Source organism: Streptomyces plumbidurans (assembly GCF_019857225.1).
Taxonomy (GTDB): Bacteria; Actinomycetota; Actinomycetes; order Streptomycetales; family Streptomycetaceae; genus Streptomyces; species Streptomyces plumbidurans.
In genome coordinates this window covers 1-14,484 of sequence record NZ_JAFJSY010000023.1, presented here as the reverse complement: position 1 = coordinate 14,484, position 14,484 = coordinate 1, and the positions used below count along the sequence as shown (strand labels likewise).

The 14,484-nt window shown below is 72.7% G+C and carries 12 protein-coding genes; 10 read left to right on the top strand and 2 right to left on the bottom strand.

The window, feature by feature from the left end:
* Nucleotides 1-182 precede the first annotated feature (182 nt).
* The 8 genes from JYK17_RS16990 (at nucleotide 183) to JYK17_RS16955 (ending at nucleotide 11,217) form a co-directional block, all read left to right on the top strand.
* Nucleotides 183-2,678, top strand: coding sequence for an ATP-binding SpoIIE family protein phosphatase (locus JYK17_RS16990; RefSeq protein WP_181362314.1), 2,496 nt, complete (start codon nucleotides 183-185; stop codon nucleotides 2,676-2,678).
* 216 nt (nucleotides 2,679-2,894) lie between these two features.
* Nucleotides 2,895-3,620 carry a class I SAM-dependent methyltransferase gene (locus tag JYK17_RS16985; protein WP_108006395.1) on the top strand — a complete coding sequence of 242 codons (726 nt, stop codon included), beginning with the start codon at nucleotides 2,895-2,897 and terminating at the stop codon, nucleotides 3,618-3,620.
* A gap of 51 nt (nucleotides 3,621-3,671) precedes the next feature.
* Nucleotides 3,672-4,505: a M55 family metallopeptidase gene (locus JYK17_RS16980; protein ID WP_222810661.1), complete on the top strand. Its 834-nt coding sequence runs from the start codon at nucleotides 3,672-3,674 to the stop codon at nucleotides 4,503-4,505.
* Nucleotides 4,498-5,802, top strand: coding sequence for a M20/M25/M40 family metallo-hydrolase (locus JYK17_RS16975; RefSeq protein ID WP_108006391.1), 1,305 nt, complete (start codon nucleotides 4,498-4,500; stop codon nucleotides 5,800-5,802). Before JYK17_RS16980 ends, JYK17_RS16975 begins: the two co-directional genes overlap by 8 nt.
* 18 nt (nucleotides 5,803-5,820) lie before the next feature.
* Nucleotides 5,821-7,773, top strand: a complete 1,953-nt coding sequence (locus JYK17_RS16970; RefSeq protein WP_308011688.1) for a prolyl oligopeptidase family serine peptidase — start codon at nucleotides 5,821-5,823, stop codon at nucleotides 7,771-7,773.
* Nucleotides 7,770-8,705 carry a S66 peptidase family protein gene (locus tag JYK17_RS16965; protein ID WP_222810659.1) on the top strand — a complete coding sequence of 312 codons (936 nt, stop codon included), beginning with the start codon at nucleotides 7,770-7,772 and terminating at the stop codon, nucleotides 8,703-8,705. The genes JYK17_RS16970 and JYK17_RS16965 overlap by 4 nt, the downstream gene beginning before the upstream one ends.
* A gap of 131 nt (nucleotides 8,706-8,836) precedes the next feature.
* A complete protein-coding gene (locus JYK17_RS16960) occupies nucleotides 8,837-10,621 on the top strand; it encodes a CocE/NonD family hydrolase (RefSeq protein ID WP_108006387.1) in 1,785 nt (594 codons plus the stop codon).
* Nucleotides 10,622-10,641: 20 nt separating this feature from the next.
* Nucleotides 10,642-11,217 (top strand): GNAT family N-acetyltransferase, encoded by a 576-nt coding sequence (locus JYK17_RS16955; RefSeq protein WP_108006385.1) that lies wholly within the window; start codon nucleotides 10,642-10,644, stop codon nucleotides 11,215-11,217.
* On the opposite strand, the gene JYK17_RS16950 is transcribed toward JYK17_RS16955, so the two are convergent.
* Nucleotides 11,189-11,536, bottom strand: a complete 348-nt coding sequence (locus tag JYK17_RS16950) for a DUF6204 family protein (protein WP_108006383.1) — start codon at nucleotides 11,534-11,536, stop codon at nucleotides 11,189-11,191. The two genes, JYK17_RS16955 and JYK17_RS16950, sit on opposite strands and share 29 nt — an antisense overlap.
* Nucleotides 11,537-11,695: 159 nt before the next feature.
* Here JYK17_RS16950 and JYK17_RS16945 point away from each other — a divergent pair, with 159 nt between their 5' ends.
* Nucleotides 11,696-13,660, top strand: coding sequence for a DUF5107 domain-containing protein (locus tag JYK17_RS16945; RefSeq protein WP_108006381.1), 1,965 nt, complete (start codon nucleotides 11,696-11,698; stop codon nucleotides 13,658-13,660).
* A 21-nt stretch (nucleotides 13,661-13,681) separates the two neighbouring features.
* Here the strand turns inward: JYK17_RS16945 and JYK17_RS16940 are convergent, their stop codons facing one another.
* Nucleotides 13,682-14,029 (bottom strand): VOC family protein, encoded by a 348-nt coding sequence (locus JYK17_RS16940; RefSeq protein ID WP_128801506.1) that lies wholly within the window; start codon nucleotides 14,027-14,029, stop codon nucleotides 13,682-13,684.
* Between the two features lie 121 nt (nucleotides 14,030-14,150).
* Here JYK17_RS16940 and JYK17_RS16935 point away from each other — a divergent pair.
* On the top strand, nucleotides 14,151-14,484 hold a 334-nt coding region (locus tag JYK17_RS16935; RefSeq protein WP_222810658.1), incomplete at its 3' end, for a phage holin family protein.

Sequence of the window (14,484 nt, the reverse complement as noted above, 5' to 3'; positions counted from 1 at the left end):
AACCCACCCGCGCCGGTCACATCCGGGTCGGCCCGGCGCCCCCTGCGCACGCGCCCCGCGCGCGGGGGCACGCCACCGCCGCACCAATTCCCGCATTGCCGCACATCGCCTCCGACCGGGGCCGTACGGTGGAGCAGGCGGCACAGATCTTGCGAAGCCGTGGGGGAGGGAGGCCCTGGGCCATGGAGTACGGCACCGACCGTGGCACCGGGAGGGACACCCCTCCCGCCCGCGGAACCGGGAGCGGCACGGCGACGGAATCCGTCGCGGTCGGCCGCATCCCGCTGGCCGTGGTCGTGGCCGACCGCGACGGCCTGGTCTCCCACTGGAGCCGCGGCGCGGGACGGCTGTTCGGGGTCCCCAAGGAGGAGGCGCTCGGCCGCTCGGCGGTCGACCTGCTGCCCGTCTCCGGCGCCCTGCCCGAGCCCGACGACCTCACGCCGTACGGGGCGTACGCCGTCTACGACGGACTCGGGCCCGACCTCGAATCCTCCCTCGACGGCAGGCTCTCCTACCCGGCGGCGGGCCGCGCCCGCCTCACCGTGCCCGCCCCCGAACCGGAGCACGCGCGCGTGGACGTGCTGTGGTGGGCGTACCCCCTGGTGGGCCCGGGGAGTGAGCGGCTGCTGGTGCTCGCCGCGGACGCCAACGGGCTGCGCCAGGACGATCCCGACGGCGGCGCCGCCGACATGGCCTTCGAGCGGATCGCGCCCGGCTTCGCCCTGCACACCGACTTCCCCGGCGCCGAGCAGCTGGCCCGCAGGCTGCCCGAGATCCTGCCCAGCATGAGCGTCGACGAGAGCGCCCGCATCGTCGCGCAGGTCCTCGAACTGGGCTACCCCGTGCTGGAGTTCAGCCAGAGCGACCGGGTGCCGGTCACCCCCGACTGGGGTGTGCCGCGGCGCGCCGAGCGCAAGGCCCGCCGCGAGCTGGCCGCGCGGGCGGCGGCCGAGGGTCTGGCTGTGCCGCAGGAGGCGGCCGACGAGGCCCAGGACCTCGAGTACGCCGCCGTACGGGAACACCTGGAGTTCCTCAACGAGGTCAGCGCCCGGATCGGCACCTCCCTCGACCTGTCCCGGACCATCGTCGAGGTGAGCAGGGCCGTCGTGCCGCGCTTCACGGACGTCGCCGGGACCTATCTGCGCGAACAGGTGGTCGCCGGCGAGGGGTTCCCCGACGGCGTCCCGGACACCACCACCATGTGGCACCGAGTGGCCCTGGAGCACACCGACGAACCCGGCCGCTGGGACGACGTCGTGCCGGTCGGCGAGGCCATGCCCTTTCCGGCGCACACGCCGTTCTTCCAGTGCATGACCAGCGGCGAGCCCGTGCTCGTGCCCCGGATCAGCGAGGAGATGGGCCACGCCATCGCCTCGCAGTTCGAGAAGCGCGACATCCGGCCGCTGATCACCAACCGCTCCATGCTGGTCGTGCCGCTCAAGGCCCGTAACGTCGTGCTCGGCTTCATGATCCTGCTGCGCCACCCGGAGCGCGTCGAGTTCAACGACATGGACCGGGTCACGGGCGCCGAACTCGCCGCCCGTGCGGGCCTCGTGCTCGACAACGCGCGCATGTACACCTACCAGGAGAGTGTCGCCGAGACCCTCCAGGACAGCATGCTGCCGCACATCCCGCCGCGCATGGCGGGCTGCGACATCGCCACCCGCTATCTGCCCGGCACGCTGCTGGGCCGGGTCGGCGGCGACTGGTTCGACTCGGTGAAGCTGCCCGGCGCCCGCACCGCGCTGGTCGTCGGCGACGTCATGGGGCACGGCCTCAACTCCGCCGCGATGATGGGCCAGTTGCGTACGGCCGTGCAGACCATGGCCGCCCTGGACCTGCCGCCCGCCCAGCTCCTGCGCAATCTCGACGACCTCGCCCAGCGGCTCGGCGACAACTACCTCGCGACCTGTCTGTACGCCGTCTACGATCCGATCGCCGGCGAGCTGCAGATCGCCAACGCCGGTCACATCCCGCCCGTCCTGGTCCGTGCCGCCGACGGCCGCAGCGAGCTGCTCGAACTGCCGACGGGCGCGCCGATAGGGGTCGGCGGGGTGGCCTTCGAGGCGGCACGCGTGTCCGTGCGGCCCGGCGACCGGCTGGTGATGTGCACCGACGGGCTGGTCGAGGTGCGCGGCGAGGACATCGCCGTGGGCCTGGCGACGCTCTGCGAGTCCGCGGCGCATCCCGCCGCCTCCATGGACGACGCCTGCGACCGGATCATCCGCGCCCTGAACACCCGCGGCGGCCGCAAGGACGACGTGGCGCTGCTGATGGCACGGCTCAACGGCGTCGCGGCCGACGACGTGGCCGAGTGGCGTCTCGCCCTCGACCCGATCGAGGTCGCACGCGCGCGTGCCGTCGTCCGGGAACAGCTCCACGACTGGGGGCTCGCCGGGCTCGTCCCCACCGCCGAGCTGATGGTCAGCGAACTCGTCACCAATGCCGTACGGCACTCCCACAGCCGCCCCGTCGCACTGCGGCTGGTCCGGGGCGACCACCTGCTGTTCGAGGTGGAGGACGACGACCACGACCTGCCGACGCTGCGCAACGCCGGTCCGGCCGACGAGTTCGGGCGCGGGCTGCGCGTGGTGAGCACTCTCTCCCGGGAGTGGGGCACCAGCCGCACGAAGACGGGCAAGACCGTGTGGTGCGAACTGACCCTGCCACGGCGCTGATCCCGCATCCGCGGAGCTGATCCCGCATCCGTGGAGCTGATCCCGCATCCGCGGCGCTGATCACGACTCCGGGGTGCGAAGGGCGCACCAGGGGCGCATCCCTTCGAATGCGGAGTGAAGGAATGCGCCCCGCGCTTGTAGCGGTGACCAGGGCGCGATAGACCGTACTCGCCCGTCGCGCGGACGGGCGGGATCGTCGCACCCTGGGGAGTGGGCATGAGCGTGACGAGTCGGTACCGGGAGGCCTGGGAGGGCTTCTGGCGTGAGGCGCCCGAGGAGCAGGGGGCGGTGTTCTGGGACGCCGATCCGGCCGAGACCGTCGGGGTCCACCTGGCGCTGTTCGAGCCGCACCTCGCCGACCCCGGCCTGGCGATGGTGGACCTCGGCTGCGGCAACGGCACCCAGACGCGGTTCCTCGCCCAGCGCTTCCGGCATGTCGTCGGCGCCGACCTGTCGGGCGCCGCCCTCGACCACGCCCGGCACGCCGACCCGGCCGGACAGGCCACCTACCGTGTGCTCGACGCCGTGGAGAAGGGCGAGACGGAGACGCTGCACGCCGAACTCGGCGACGCCAACGTCTATATGCGCGGCGTACTGCACCAGGCCGAACCGGACGACCGGCAGCCCATGGCGGACGGGCTCGCGGCGCTCGTCGGACAGCGCGGCCGGGTCTTCCTCGTGGAACTGTCCGAATCCGCCAAGCCCGTGCTGATGGGCCTGGCGCAGAGCCCCACGGGACCGCCGCCCAAGCTCGCACCGATCTTCCAGCACGGCATCGCGCCCGGCGAAGTGGCCGACGACGCGATGCCGCGGTATCTGCGCGCCGCGGGCCTCACCGTCCTCGCGAGCGGCGAACTCCCGCTGTCGACCACGGAGTCGGGCCCCGACGGCAGCCGGATCGTGCTGCCCTCGAAGTGGCTGGTGGCGGGCCGCACGGGCTGAGAGCGGCGGCTTCCTGGCCGGTTTCCCCCGCGGCGCGTAACGTGGCGCTCCATGAAGATCCTGATCAGCGCCGACATGGAGGGCGCCACGGGGGTGACCTGGCCGGCCGACGTGCTGCCGGGCACACCGCAGTGGGAGCGGTGCCGTTCGATGTTCACCTCGGACGTGAACGCGGCCGTGCTGGGGTTCTTCGACGGCGGCGCGGACGAGGTCGTCGTCAACGAGGCCCACTGGAGCATGCGCAACCTGTTCCTCGAGCAGCTGGACGAGCGCACCGAGATGCTCACCGGGCGGCACAAGTCCCTGTCCATGGTGGAGGGCGTCCAGCACGGCGACGTGGACGGCATCGCCTTCGTCGGCTACCACACGGGCGCCGGGATGGAGGGCGTGCTCGCCCACACCTACCTCGCCAACTCCATCACCGGCGTGTGGCTCAACGACGTACGGGCCAGCGAGGGTTTGCTGAACGCGCACGTCGTCGCCGAGTACGGCGTGCCCGTGGTCCTCGTCACCGGCGACGACCTGGCCTGCGAGGACGCCCTCGGCTATGCCCCGGAGGCGCTGAAGGTCGCCGTCAAGGACCATGTCTCGCGCTACGCCGCCGTATGCCGCACCCCGGCCAGGACCGCCGCCGACATCCGGGCCGCCGCGAAGGAGGCCGCGCGACTGGCGGTCCGTCAGGAGCCGGTGCGGGGCGGCCCGTTCACCGTGGCGCTGGAGTTCGACGCCGAGCACCTCGCGCTCTCCGCGACCGTCGTGCCGGGCGTGGAACGGATCGGCGAGCGGAAGGTGGCGTACACCAGCGACACCATGTACGAGGGCATCCGTACCTTCAAGGCGGTCACCACGATCGTCTCGGCCGCGGTGGAGGAGCAGTATGGCTGACGAGCAGGCGCTGGACGAGGTCGTCCGGTTCACCTCCGATCTCATCCGCATCGACACGACCAACCGGGGCGGCGGCGACTGCCGGGAGCGGCCCGCCGCCGAGTACGCGGCGGAGCAACTTGCGGGCGCGGGGCTGGAGCCCACGCTTCTGGAGCGCACCGAGGGGCGGACCAACGTGGTGGCCCGGATCGAGGGGAGCGACCCGTCCGCCGACGCGCTGCTCGTCCACGGTCACCTCGACGTCGTCCCGGCGCAGGCCGACGACTGGAGCGTGCACCCCTTCTCCGGAGAGGTCCGCGACGACGTCGTGTGGGGGCGCGGCGCGGTCGACATGAAGAACATGGACGCGATGATTCTCGCCCTTGTGCGGGCCTGGGCGCGCGAGGGGGTCCGGCCCCGCCGCGATGTCGTCGTCGCGTTCACCGCCGACGAGGAGGACAGCGCCCGGGACGGCTCGGGGTTCCTGGCCGACGAGCACCCGGAGCTCTTCGAGGGATGCACCGAGGGCATCAGCGAGTCGGGGGCGTTCACCTTCCACGACGGCAGCGGCCGGCAGATCTATCCGCTCGCGGCCGGGGAGCGCGGCACGGGCTGGCTGAAACTCAGCGCGCACGGGCGCGCCGGACACGGCTCCAAGGTGAACAAGGAGAACGCGGTCACCCGCCTCGCGGCCGCCATCACCCGCATCGGCGAGTACGAGTGGCCGCTGCGGCCCACCGCGACCGTGCGGGCCGCACTGGCCGGACTCGCCGAGGTCTACGGCCTCGACGCCGACCTGTCCGACGTCGACGGGCTGCTGCGCAAGCTCGGCCCGGCCGCCAAGCTGGTCGAGTCGACCGTCCGCAACAGCGCCAACCCGACCATGCTGGACGCCGGTTACAAGGTCAACGTGATCCCCGGACAGGCCCTCGCCCACGTCGACGGACGCTTTCTGCCCGGCGCCGAGGACGAGTTCCGCGCCACCCTGGACCGGCTCACCGGGCCCGACGTGGAGTGGGAGTTCCTGCACCGCGAGGTGGCCCTGGAGGCGCCCGTCGACTCGCCGACGTACGCGAGGATGCGGGCCGCCATCGAGGAGTTCGCGCCCGAGGGGCATGTGGTGCCGTACTGCATGTCGGGCGGCACGGACGCCAAGCAGTTCTCCCGCCTCGGCATCACGGGCTACGGGTACACCCCGCTGAAGCTCCCGGAGGGCTACGACTATCAGGCCATGTTCCACGGAGTGGATGAAAGGGTCCCGGTGGGGGCACTGCACTTCGGTGTGCGGGTACTCGACCGGTTCCTGCGGACGGCCTGAGTGAAGGTGGGGGAGAGCGTGCAGACCCTGGCGTACGGATCCTGGCCGTCGCCCATCGGCGCGGCGCTGGCCGCCGCGCACGACGGGCGGCCCGAGTTCGTCGGCTTCGTCGGCGACGAGGCGTGGTGGACCGAGCCGCGCCCCGCCGAGGGCGGCAGGCGCACCCTGGTGCGGCGCCGCGCCGACGGCCGCGAGGAGCAGGTGCTGCCCGCGCCGTGGAACGTCCGCAGCCGCGTCATCGAGTACGGCGGACAGCCCTGGTCCGCCGCCGTGGTGGACGGCGCACCGCTCGTGGTGTTCGCCGACTTCGCCGACCAGCGTCTCTACCGCCTCGAACCCGGCGGCGAGCCGCGCCCCCTGACCCCCCTCTCCCCGGTGGGCGGCGGACTGCGCTGGGCCGAGCCGCAGGTGCTGGTGGAGCGCGGTGAAGTGTGGTGCGTGCTGGAGGAGTTCACCGGCGACGGCCCCACCGATGTACGGCGCGTCCTGGCCGCGGTTCCGCTGGACGGCTCGGCGGCCCAGGACCGGGACGCCGTGCGCGAACTCACCGACGACCGGCACCGGTTCGTCACCGGGCCCCGCCTCTCGCCGGACGGAGGGCGCGCCGCCTGGCTGGCCTGGGACCATCCCCGGATGCCCTGGGACGGCACGGAGCTGATCGTCGCCGAGGTCGGAGACGACGGCACCTTCCGTGCGGCGCGCACCCTCGCCGGCGGCCCGGAGGAGTCCGTCGCCCAGGTGGAGTGGGCGCGCGACGGCTCGCTGCTGTACGCGAGCGACCGCACCGGCTGGTGGAACCTCTACCGCGACGGCACCCCGCTGTGCCCGCGCGAGGAGGAGTTCGGCGGGCCGCTGTGGAAGCTCGGCCAGCGCTGGTTCGCTCCGTTGGAGAGCGGGCTGATCGCCGTCGTGCACGGCCGGGGCGCCACCGCGCTCGGGATACTGGACCCCGACACCGGCGAGGTCGTCGACGCGGCCGGACCCTGGACCGAGTTCAGCCCCACGCTCGCGGTGCACGGGGAGCGGGTCGTCTCCGTCGGGGCCAGCCCGCGCAGCGCGTACGAGGTCGTGGAGCTGGACACGCGCACGGGCCGGGCCCGGGTGATCGGCGCCGAGCACGACGACGCCGTCGATCCCGCCTACTACCCCGAACCCCAGATCCGCACCTTCACCGGACCGGCAGGGCGCGACATCCACGCGCACATCTACCCGCCGCACAACCCCGGCTGCGTCGCGCCCGGCGGCGAACTGCCGCCCTACGTCGTGTGGGTGCACGGCGGCCCCACCAGCCGGGCGCCGCTCGTGCTCGACCTGGAGATCGCCTACTTCACCTCCCGGGGCATCGGGGTCGCCGAGGTCAACTACGGCGGCTCGACCGGCTACGGGCGTGAGTACCGCGGACGGCTGCGCGAGCAGTGGGGCGTGGTCGACGTCGAGGACTGCGCGGCGGTCGCCCTCGCGCTCGCCGAGGAGGGCACCGCCGACCGCCGCCGGCTCGCGATCCGCGGCGGCAGCGCGGGCGGCTGGACCTCGGCCGCCTCGCTCGCCGCCACCGACGTGTACGCCTGCGGCACGATCATCTACCCCATCCTCGATCTCACCGCCTGGGGCACGGGGGAGACCCACGACTTCGAGTCGCAGTACCTGGAGACACTGGTCGGGCCGCTCGCCGAGGTGCCGGGCCGGTACACGGAGCGCTCGCCCGTCGAGCACGCCGACAGCATCACCGCGCCCTTCCTGCTGCTGCAGGGCCTGGACGACGTGATCTGCCCGCCCGCGCAGTGCGAACGCTTCCTGGCCCGGATGGAGGGACGACGGGTGCCGCACGCCTACATCGCCTTCGAGGGGGAGGGGCACGGCTTCCGCCGGGCCGACACCATGATCCGCGTCCTGGAGTCCGAACTCTCCCTGTACGCCCAGGTGTTCGGCCTCAACCCGCGCGGCGTCCCGACCCTGGAGCTGTCCAAGTGAGCGAACACCTCCGGCAACTGCGACGGCCCTCGCGGCTGGCCCCCGGCGCCCGCGTGGCGATCGTCGCACCCAGTGGGCCCGTGCCCGAGGAGCGGGTGCAGGCGGGGCTCGACGTGCTGCGCGGCTGGGACCTCGACCCGGTGGTGGCGCCCCATGTGCTGGACCGGCACGGGGAGTTCGGCTATCTGGCGGGCAGCGACGCGAACCGGGCCGCCGATCTGCAGCGCGCCTGGTGCGATCCGTCGGTGGCAGCCGTCATGTGTGCGCGGGGCGGTTACGGGGCGCAGCGCATGGTCGACCTGCTCGACTGGGAGGCCATGCGGGCCGCGGGCCCCAAGGTGTTCGTGGGCTTCAGCGACGTCACCACGCTGCACCAGGCGTTCGCCACCCGGCTGGGCCTGGTCACGCTGTACGGCCCTGCCGCCGCCGGTGTCGACTTCATCAAGAACGCCCGGGCGCAGGAGCATCTGCGGACCACGCTGTTCACCCCCGAGGACGCCCGCATCATTGCCTCCGGGGGTGCCACCGTGGTGCCGGGTCGGGCTCGCGGCGTCACCGTGGGCGGCTGTCTGGCCCTGCTCGCCACCGACCTCGGCACGCCCCACGCCCACCCCGGCACCCGCGGCGGACTGCTGCTGGTCGAGGACGTCGGCGAGCAGCCGTACCGCATCGACCGGATGCTGACCCAACTGCTGCGCAGCGGCTGGCTGGACGGCGTCGGCGGGATCGCGCTCGGGTCGTGGGAGGAGTGCGGTCCCTACGACCGTGTGCGCGCGGTGCTGACGGACCGGCTGGCCGGACTCGGTGTGCCCGTCGTCGAGCAGTTCGGATTCGGGCACTGCGCGGGGGCGTTGACCGTCCCCGTCGGGGTCACCGCGGAACTGGACGCCGACGCGCGCACGCTGACGCTCGATCAGCCCGCCCTCGCCTGAGCCCTCTGTACTGAACATCCGTCAACAACACTCGTCTGGGCGATTGACCTCCTCTGACACGTGTCACACCATGACAACCGGCCAGTACTTACTGGTCGGTAAGCAGGGCTGCCCCGAGTGTGGAGGTCTCAGTGTCCCGACGCGTGCCCCGTTCCCGAGCCGCACGAGGGCCTGCCCTCGCCGTCGCCCTGTGTGCGGCGCTCACCGCGCCCCTGGCCGTCACCGCGCCCGCGGCCTCGGCCGGCCAGTACAGCGTCACCGCACTGAAGTTCACCGTTGAGGCCGGCGGCCGCACCTGCGCGGTCGACGCCGATCTGTACCGTCCCGCGGGCGTCGACCCGACGCATCCCGCCCCGGCCGTGGTCGCCACGAACGGCTTCGGCGGCAGCAAGTCCGACGGCTCCACCGACGCCATCGGCAAGGCCTTCGCCGAGCGCGGCTATGTGTCCCTGATCTACTCCGGACTCGGCTTCGGCAAGTCCGGCTGCCTGATCTCGCTGGACGACCCGGGCATCGACGGCACGGCCGCCGCCCGGCTGATCGACTTCCTCGGCGGCAAGCGTGCCGCCGACGACGGCACCAGGGCCGACTTCGTCACCCTCGACGGCCCGGGCGACCCGCGGGTCGGCATGATCGGCGGCTCGTACGGCGGGGCCATCCAGTTGGCGACGGCCGCGGTCGACCACCGGGTGGACGCGCTCGTCCCGCTGATCACCTGGAACGACCTCGCCTACTCGCTCGACCCCAACAACGCCTCCAGCGCCGTCCCCGGCGCCTTCAAGTGGCAGTGGTCCAACGGCTTCTACCTCATCGGCGAGGGCCAGCCGCTGACCGCGCCGAACCTCGACCCGTCGCGGATCAACTCCCTCGCCTGTCTGCACTTCGTCACCAAGGCCTGCGAGACCATGCGGCTGCTGAACTCCGGGAGCTACCGCTCCGCCCCGACCGCCGCGATGCTCGCCTACGCGCACAGCGTCTCCCCCCGCTCGTATCTGAGCCGGGTCAAGGCGCCCACCCTGCTGATCCAGGGACAGGCCGACACCCTGTTCAACCTCAACGAGGCGACCGCGACGTACAACACGCTGAAGGCGCAGGGCACGACCACCAAGATGATCTGGCAGTCCTGGGGCCACAGCGGCGGCATGACCGACCCGGCGAGCGGTGAACTCAACCTCACCCAGGGCAACTTGGAGACGAGCTACGTCGGCAGACGCATCCTCGCGTGGTTCGACCGCTATCTGCACCGGCGCAGCACCGACACCGGCCCGGCCTTCGCGTACTACCGCGACTGGATCACCGACACGGCCCGCACCTACGCCACGTCCGCACAACTCCCGTCCCTCACCCGGACGTTGTACCTCTCCGGCGACGGCAAGCTGGTCGACGACCGCGACAAGGTGGCCCGCGGCAGCCGTACGTACACCAACCACCTGATCCCCACCAGCCATTCGGAGAACATGCTGGCCGGGATCGCCGGACTGCCGGACCCGGCGCCGTACGACACCGCGGGCACCTATCTCGGCTGGACGGGGGCACCGCTCGCCCGCGCCACCGACGTGGTCGGCTCGCCCCGGGCCACGCTCAGGGTCGTCTCACCGGCCGCCGCACGCGTACAGCGCTCGGGCGACGCCGCCGACCGGCTCGTCCTGTTCGCCAAGCTCTACGACATCGCGCCCGACGGCAGCAGGACGCTGGTGCACCGGCTGATCGCGCCAGTCCGGGTGCCGGACGTGACCAAGAGTTTCACCGTGACCCTGCCGGGCATCGTGCACCGCTTCGAGAAGGGCCACCGGCTGCGCTTCGTGATCGCCGCGAGCGACGACGCGTACACCGGCAACCGGGGGATCAAGCCGGTGACCGTGGTCAGCGCGCCCGGGGACACCGGGCTGCTGAAATTGCCTGTGCTCGGCGACTGAGCCCGCCGTAGGGTGGCGGAATGCCGCACACCGCATCCCGTTATCTGGCCGAGGGCCCCCGCGTGGGCATACGTCACTTCACCTACGACGACGGCGTCGAGTTCGCCGCACGGGCCCGCGAGAGCAAGGCGCTGCACCAGCCCTGGCTGTTCCCGCCGGACACCCCGACGGCGTACACCTCGTACGCGAGCCGGCTGATCGAGGACCCGGCCAAGGCCGGGTTCCTGGTCTGCGAGAAGCAGGGCGGGCAGGGCGGTGGGGCGGCCGACGGGGCCATCGCCGGGTTCATCAACATCAACAACATCGTCGAGGGCGGCTTCAGGTGCGGCGCGCTCGGCTACGGCGCCTTCGCGCACGCCGCCGGGAGGGGGCTGATGCGCGAGGGCCTGAACCTCGTCATCGACCACGCCTTCGGCCCCATGCGGCTGCACCGGCTGGAGATCAACGTGCAGCCGCAGAACCTCGCGTCGATCGCGCTCGCCCGGACCTGCGGCTTCCGCCTGGAGGGCTTCTCGCCCGACATGATCTTCATCGACGGGGCCTGGCGCGACCACGAGCGCTGGGCGCTCACCGCCGAGATGCGGACTTCCGGTTGATCTTCATGGTGTCGAGGTCCGTCACGGTGGACTTCAGCTCGCCGAAGCCGTAGCCGAGGTCCCGCAGCGCGGCCTCGGCGCGGTCCTCCGCGATCGCCCCCGCCATCTCCTCGCCGTCCGCCGCGTCCGACACCACCACGTACCGCATCGAGAAGTGCTTGAGCGGGCTCGGCTCGTACGACAGCGAGCCCTCCTCGGTGAACCGCATGCTCGTCATGCCGTGCTCCCCGGCCTCGGCCAGCAGCCGCTCCCGGGCCGCCTCGCTCAGCCCCTCCCACGTGCCCCGGACGATCACCCGGTACGTGTGCTGCTCGCTCATCCGTCTGCTCCCGTGCTTCCGCGCCGAAATGGGTCGAAGGCCCGACTGTACGTCGCCGGGCACGGACCGCACGCGGAATTTCCCGGCGCCCGGCGGCCACCGCCTTTGCGCAATCCTGACCCGTACGTCCCCTGGTCCTCGCTCCGGCGAGAGGCTTCCATGGTGATCGTGACGACGATCCGACGTGAGGTACTGACCCTGCCCGCGGCACAGTTGGGTCCGGACAACCCCCTGCCCCCGCTGCGGCTGCTCCACGAGGTCCACCGCATCGACGAACGCGACCGGGACGAACTGCCGCGCGACATGGCGCGGCAGACGGACTACGAACCCCTGCGCAGCCTGCTGCCGGTGCGCGTGCGGGACGGTTACGGCAGAACCCGCGAACCCCGGAAGCTCGACGCGCTCGTGATCGAGAACGACCGGCTGCGGGCGACCGTCCTGCCCGGCCTCGGCGGACGTGTCGCCTCGCTCCTGCACAAGCCCACCGGCCGTGAACTCCTCTACCGCAACCCGGTGTTCCAGCCCGCCAACTTCGCGCTCAACGGCGCATGGTTCTCCGGCGGCATCGAGTGGAACATCGGCGCCACCGGCCACACCACCCTGTCCTGCTCCCCGCTGCACGCCGCCCGCGTCCCCGCCCCCGACGGCGGCGAGATGCTCCGCCTGTGGGAGTGGGAACGCCTGCGCGACCTGCCCTTCCAGATCGACCTCTGGCTGCCGCGCCACTCCGACTTCCTCCACGTCGGCGTCCGCATCCGCAATCCGCACCAGCGGCCCGCGCCGGTCTACTGGTGGTCCAACATCGCCGTGCCCGAGGAGCGCCGCGTGCTGGCGCCCGCCCAGGAGGCCTGGCACTTCAGCTACGAGCGCCGGCTGCGCCGGGTGCCGGTACCGGCGTACGACGGCATCGACCGCTCGTATCCGCTCAACAACCCCTACGCCGCCGACTACTTCTACGAGGTGCCGCAGGAACGCCGACGCTGGATCGCCGCCCTCGGCGACGACGGCCACGGCCTGGTGCAGACGTCCACCGACGTGCTGCGCGGCCGCAAGCTGTTCGTGTGGGGCGCGGGCAGCGGCGGGCGGCGCTGGCAGAACTGGCTCACCGAGCCGGGCAGCGGCGGCTACTGCGAGATCCAGGCCGGGCTCGCCCGCACCCAGCTGGAGCACGTGCGGCTGGACCCGGAGAGCGAAGTGAGCTGGACGGAGGCGTACGGGCCGCTGGACGCGTCGCCCGACGGTGCCTCCTGGTCCGCCGTCGTGGACGCCGCCGAGGCCCGCCTGGAGGCCGTGCTCCCGCGCGCCGACGTCGACGCCGCCCACGCCGCCTGGAAGCCGTACGCCGACACCGAACCCGGCGAGCCGCTCGCCACCGGCTCCGGCTGGGGCGCCCTCGAAGTGCTGCGCGCGGACCTGAAGCTGCCCGGCACGCCCTTCGACGAGAGCACCCTCGGCGAGCCACAGGAACCCTGGCTGCAGCTGCTGCGGACGGGCTCGCTGCCCGAGCCGCGCCGGGTGCGGCCGCCCGGCGGGACGCTGGTCGCCCGCCACTGGCGGGACATGCTGGAGACCGCGCCCGCGACCCCGCTCACCGAGTACCACCTGGGCGTCGCCCAGTGGCACGCCGGCGATCGGGCGCAGGCCGTGCGCAGCTGGGAGAGGGCCCTCGAACTCGCCCCGTCGCTCTGGCCGTTGCTGCGCTGTCTGGCCGTAGCCGACCAGGAGGCCGGCAACCACGAGCGGGCCGCCGACCGGTACGCCGACGCCTTCGACGACCTGTGCCACGAGCGGCGCGACGACAGCGAGCGGTGGACGGCGGCCACGGCCGCGCTGGGTCGCGAGGCGATCGAGGCGCTGCTCGCCGTACGGCGCACGGACCAGGCGCGCGCTGTGTGGGAGCGGCTGCACCCCGCCACCCGGGAGCGCGGGCGGTTCCGGCTGATCGAGGCACAGCTGCTGCTCGCGGAGGGCAGGCCACAGGAGGCGCTGGACGTCTTCCGGGCCGGCTTCGAGGCCGCCGACCTGCGCGAGGGCGCCGAGGCCGTGGGCCGCCTGTGGGCACGGCTGACCGACGAACCGCTGCCGGAGCACTACGACTTCCGGATGCGGCCGCCCGAGGTCTGAGGGGGTGCGCCCGGGGCGCGGTTACGGGTTGCGGTCCACGTACTCGTAGATCGTGCCGTCCGGGTGCATCGCGATCAGGTTGCGGCCCGCCGGCGTGGCCACCGGGCCCGCGACGATGTGCGCCCCGAGCTCGGTCAGCACCCGGTGGGCCTCCTCGACGTCCTTGACGGCGATGGTCGCGGCGACCTTGCGCAGCACCTCCAGCTCGGCCTCGGGCCCGCTCATCAGCAGGAAACAGCCGACCGCGGCCACCTGGACGCCACCGCGCTCGAAGCGGAGCGCCGTGCCGCCCGCCAGCCGTTCGTAGAAGGGCACCGCCCGGTCCAGGTCGTCGACGCAGATGCGCAGCGTGGCTCCCAGAATGTCCATGCGGACGAGCCTAATTGGGGCGGCCGGGCGAAGGTGATCGTTTCCAGCGATCGGCCCGCACGCATCGCCGGCCGTGCCGCGGGGCGCGTTACGCGTGCGGGTGTCCGGGTACCCGGCGCCCATGGAAGGCTTGGATCATCTGGAACACCTGGACAAGCACCTGGTCGACGAGCTGACGCGGGTGGCGCGCGAGGCCGTGCGCGACGAACTGCGCGAACAGGCTCGCAAGCAGCGTCGCACGGCCGCGCTGTACGGCGCGTCCGGAGCCATGGCCCTGTACGCGGGCGCGGCCGTCGCGCTCGCCGTGGGGCTGGCCCTCGCGATCGGCCTGCCCGGCTGGGCCGCCGCCCTCATCACCGCGGCCGTCCTCGGTATCGCCGCCTACGCCCTGCGCGAGGCGGCCCGGCCCTCCGCGCCCCGGCCCGCGGGCCCGTCCGAGGCCGACCTCGCCGCGG